2 protein-coding genes are annotated in these 4096 nt (G+C 70.6%); one reads left to right on the top strand and one right to left on the bottom strand.

Annotation, left to right across the window (positions count from 1 at the left end; all coding sequences use genetic code 11):
- Window positions 1-40: 40 nt before the first annotated feature.
- On the top strand, window positions 41-2719 hold the full coding sequence (locus VN520_RS08125) for a GP88 family protein (RefSeq protein ID WP_325746174.1): 2679 nt from the start codon (window positions 41-43) through the stop codon (window positions 2717-2719).
- A gap of 41 nt (window positions 2720-2760) precedes the next feature.
- On the opposite strand, the gene VN520_RS08120 is transcribed toward VN520_RS08125, so the two are convergent.
- A complete protein-coding gene (locus VN520_RS08120) occupies window positions 2761-3159 on the bottom strand; it encodes a hypothetical protein (RefSeq protein ID WP_325746173.1) in 399 nt (132 codons plus the stop codon).
- Between the last annotated feature and the right edge of the window lie 937 nt (window positions 3160-4096).

Raw genomic sequence — 4096 nt, 5'->3', positions numbered from 1 at the left:
ACTTCAGCTCTTGTTCGCCCTCGTCCTTCGGGAGGTCTCTGTGACGGACGCACCGGTACCGGCTGCCCGGGAGCATCCGGTACCCTCCAGGCCCCGGTTCCTGCTGACCGTGATGCGCTCCGGCTGCGCGTCCGAGCGCATCTACCGATGGACGCTGCCCGCCCACGAAGGCACTCTTCCCGACGGCCGTGAGTACAACGCCTGTCCGACCGCCGGCGTCTGCGCTGACCTGTGTTACGCGCGGGCTGGGACCTACAAGTTCCGCAACGTACTCGGCGCGCACCAGCGCAATCTGCAGTACGTCATCGATGATCTGCCGGGCTGGGAAGAACAGATGACCGCCGAGTTGCAGCACCGGCGCTACCGCTCCGCCGACGACCAGCCCGTGCACGTGCGGGTCCACGACGCAGGCGACTACTGGTCGCTGCCGTACCTCCAGGCATGGCTGCGGATCTTCCGGTCCGCCGAGCACATGATCTTTTACAGCTACACCAAGCAAGTCGCCCTGTTCGAACGGTGGGTACGCCCCGATCCGCCTGCCAACTTCCGCTGGCGATACAGCTACGGCGGGACGCAGGACGATCTGATCGACCCGCTGTTGCATCACCACGCCGATGTCTTTCCCGACGAGATCTCGCTCGAGGACGCCGGTTACACCTCGCAGACTCCTTCGGATCTGCGTGCGGTGTACGGACCGGAGACGCTCGGAATCGCAGCCAACAACATCCCCATCTCAAGTCTCGCCAGGGAGGGCGTACCTTCCGGGCGCTGCAGCGGGCCGCCGACGCCGAGAAGGCGGAGCGGAAGGCCAAGCGCCGTGGCCCGTCCGGCCGTTCGGCGTGACCCCCCTCTGACCCCCGCAGGCCGCCGCCCTCTTCCCCGGTCGTCGGCCCGCGGCTTGCCCGTGCCGCGCGCCCGCGCGGCAGCAGATCCGTGTGCGCCTCTCGGCGCGAGGCGGTGTCGATCATCAGGAGGCAGCGTGCACAGCGACCAGGATGCGGCCACGGCCTGGCCCGGAGCCGGCGTGGGCTGGTCCGGTGCCAGCGGGGATTCCGACTTCCCGTACACCTCCCCGGCGGGCTGGTACACCCAGTCGCTCGCCGGTCCTACGGCGGCTCCCGCTCCTGCGCGCTCGGCCGAAGTAGCCGCACCGCAGCCGGTCCCCTCGCCTGCGCCACCGGTACAGCAGACGGTCCCCGCCCCTGCAGGGGCGGTCCACGGCGCTGACGGCGGGGTGTTCCCCGCCCCGCCCGCCTTGTTCGCTGACCTGCAGAGCGCCGCTCCGCCCCCCGCTGCGGCTTTCCCGGCCGGGCAGGTCCCGGCGCCCGAGGGGTACGCCCCGGCACCAGAGCCCGGGCCGCAGGGTGGCGCGCCATACGTCACGCCCGGCCCGCCCGGCCCAGCGGCGCCTGTGGCCGCGCCCACCTATGGGTATTCGCCCGCCGCGCCTGCCGGGTCAGGCCCGAGCTACGGGTATCCCCCGCCGGTGGCACCGGCGGCCGTGCCCGGATACCTGGCTGCGGGATCCGCCCCCGCTCATCCGGCGTATCCGGAACAGGCCGCGGCGCCGGGCTACTCCCCTGCGGCACCGGTTGCTCCGGGCTCTGTTGTGGCGCCCTTCTCCCACCCCACGGCCGCCTCTTCGACTGCTCCCCCGGTCGGGAACCCCGTTGCCCCGGCGGCACCGCTGGGACACAGCGCGGCGACCGAGCTGTCCTCGGACCGGCTGCTGCGCGACGGCCGGAACAAGGCCCGCAGCAGCCGCCCGGGCGCCCGGCCCTCGCGGTTCCGGCTCGGCGGTGCGAAGGAGGACGCCGCTCTGCAGCACAAGCTCGAGGTGATCCGCACACCGGTGCGCGACTGCTACCGGATTGCCGTGATCAGTCTCAAGGGCGGTGTCGGCAAGACGACCGTGACCACCGCCTTGGGCTCCACCTTGGCCAGCGAACGGGCAGACCGAGTCCTGGCGATCGACGCGAACCCGGACGCCGGAACGCTCGGCCGGCGCGTGCGCCGCGAGACCGGAGCCACCATCCGCGACCTGGTGCAGGCGATTCCAACTCTGCGTACCTACCACGACATCCGGGCCTTCACCTCGCAAGCATCGTCCGGTCTGGAGATCGTCGCCAACGATGTCGACCCGGCCATCTCCACCACCTTCAACGACGAGGACTACCGGCGGGCGATAGGCGTTCTGGGAGCCCAGTACCCGATCATCCTGACGGACTCGGGCACCGGTCTGCTCTACAGCGCGATGCGCGGCGTCCTGGACCTGGCCGACCAACTGATCGTCGTCGCCACGCCCTCAGTGGACGGCGCGTCCAGCGCGAGCACCACTCTGGACTGGCTCAACGCCCATGGCTACGGCGACCTGGTGCGGCGCAGCCTCACGGTGGTCTCCGGGGTACGGGAGAAGGGCCGGATGATCAAGGTGGAGGACATCGTCGCGCACTTCAGCGAGCGCTGCCGCGGGGTTGTCGCGGTTCCCTTCGACGAGCATCTGTCAGCCGGCGCTGAGATCGACCTCGACCTGATGCGGCCCAAGGTCCGCGAGGCCTATTTGACCCTGTGCGCCCTGGTCGCCGAGGGGTTCTCCCAGCCAAGGCGGACCGCCCCGACGGGCGGCCACCCGGGCCATCCCCAGGACGCATGGCCCCCCGGTCCGGCCAGCGCCGGCGGGTACCCGGCGCAGCCCGGCTACCCGGGGCCGCCGCAGTAGCGAAGACGCCCGGGGCCAGTCCGCCATCCAGCTCGAGTCCGTCAGGCCCTGGGCGGCATGGTCGCTTCCCACGCCTTCTTCAGTTCTTCACGGCTCCAGCCACAGTCTTGATCGCAGGCGCCGGGGTGGTCCTCGATAAGGAGGCATGTCTCGTCAACGACATGCCTGCGGCACCCCGGAGCCGTCCGGATCTCGCGGTGGCCGTCTTCGCCCCACAGCAGCCACCACAACACCAGTTCTCCGGCGCCGGTGTACTGCATCTGTGCGCAGGCCGCGTGCCGCGTCTCTCGCGGGTGCGCCGCGAAGTCGCAGCCGAGCGGGTGTGCGTCAGCCGTGAAGTCGGCGTCGGGCAGGGCATTGAGGTAGCGCGTCTCCTGGGCCGTCAGCGTGGCCTGCGCGCGGCAGGTTTTGGTCTGGGGAGACGTCTGGGGCGGGATCATCGAGTCCTCCGACTGCGTACGGGGTGGTGCCTTCACTCTTCGGGCGCGGCGGGCAGCGAAACCGACAAAGAATCTTGGAAGCATCGGTGTGTTCTGCATCACCACGACGTCGGCTGGCGCCGGGCACTACGGCGGAAGAGGCGGCTTGGCACCCCGCGACGGCTGCTGGCCACGGCTCGTCCGTCCCACCGGGTTGCGTCCTGTGTTCCTGGCCGGAGGACCGGGCCGGTGCGCATCCCCGGCCCGCCGACGGCTCACGCCTGATGCGGCCGCGGACGGCTTCGTCCCACGCGTCCCACTCGCCTCAACTTCGCTGTCCAACCCTCTTTAGCGCCAAGTAGTTGCCCGGCGGCGTATAGGTGGCGGGCCCGTCGGGGCCCGGACCCGAAGGAGGAACAGATGGACACGATGCTCACTCAGGCGTCCGAGATGGTGATGGTGGGGCTGGCGCGACGGCCGGGCACCGAGTCGCCGTGCGCTGACGGAGCGGACTTCCAGCGTCGCGGCAGCCGCGTGTGCGCCGCCGTCGTCGATGGTGCGGGGCACGGTGAGGAGATCGTGCGCTATGCCGCGACGGTGCCTGCGGTGATCACTCAGATGGGCATGGTCGAGGGCGGCCTGGCCGGTCTGGTCACGGGTGGCCGGATGGCGTACGCGTACGACGTTCCCCCGCATGCCAGCGCCGTGTACGCCTCTGTGGAGCCGGGCCGGCCGAGTGCGGTGCACTGGATCGGCGATGCACGTGCCTACAGCTACGGGAATGGGGAGCTATCTGCGCGGACGACGCGGATACGCGCCGGAGCTCGTCGAGGAGTACGACGACTACGCCCGGCTCGGCCTCGCGCAGGCAGGGTGGGCGACCTGCCGGCTCGTGGAGATTCCGGAGGAGATCCCGCTGCTCCTTCTCGTCTCGGACGGCGTCTCGGACCACGTGGAC

This window comes from Streptomyces sp., from assembly GCF_035563135.1.
Classification (GTDB): domain Bacteria; phylum Actinomycetota; class Actinomycetes; order Streptomycetales; family Streptomycetaceae; genus Streptomyces.
The sequence above is the reverse complement of the archived record's forward strand: the minus strand, read 5'-3'. Positions and strand labels throughout refer to the sequence as shown.

Coding starts and splice junctions, on each gene's coding strand:
- VN520_RS08120 (WP_325746173.1), bottom strand. CDS start 3,159: ATGATCCCGCCCCAGACGTCTCCCCAGACCAAAACCTGCCGCGCGCAG.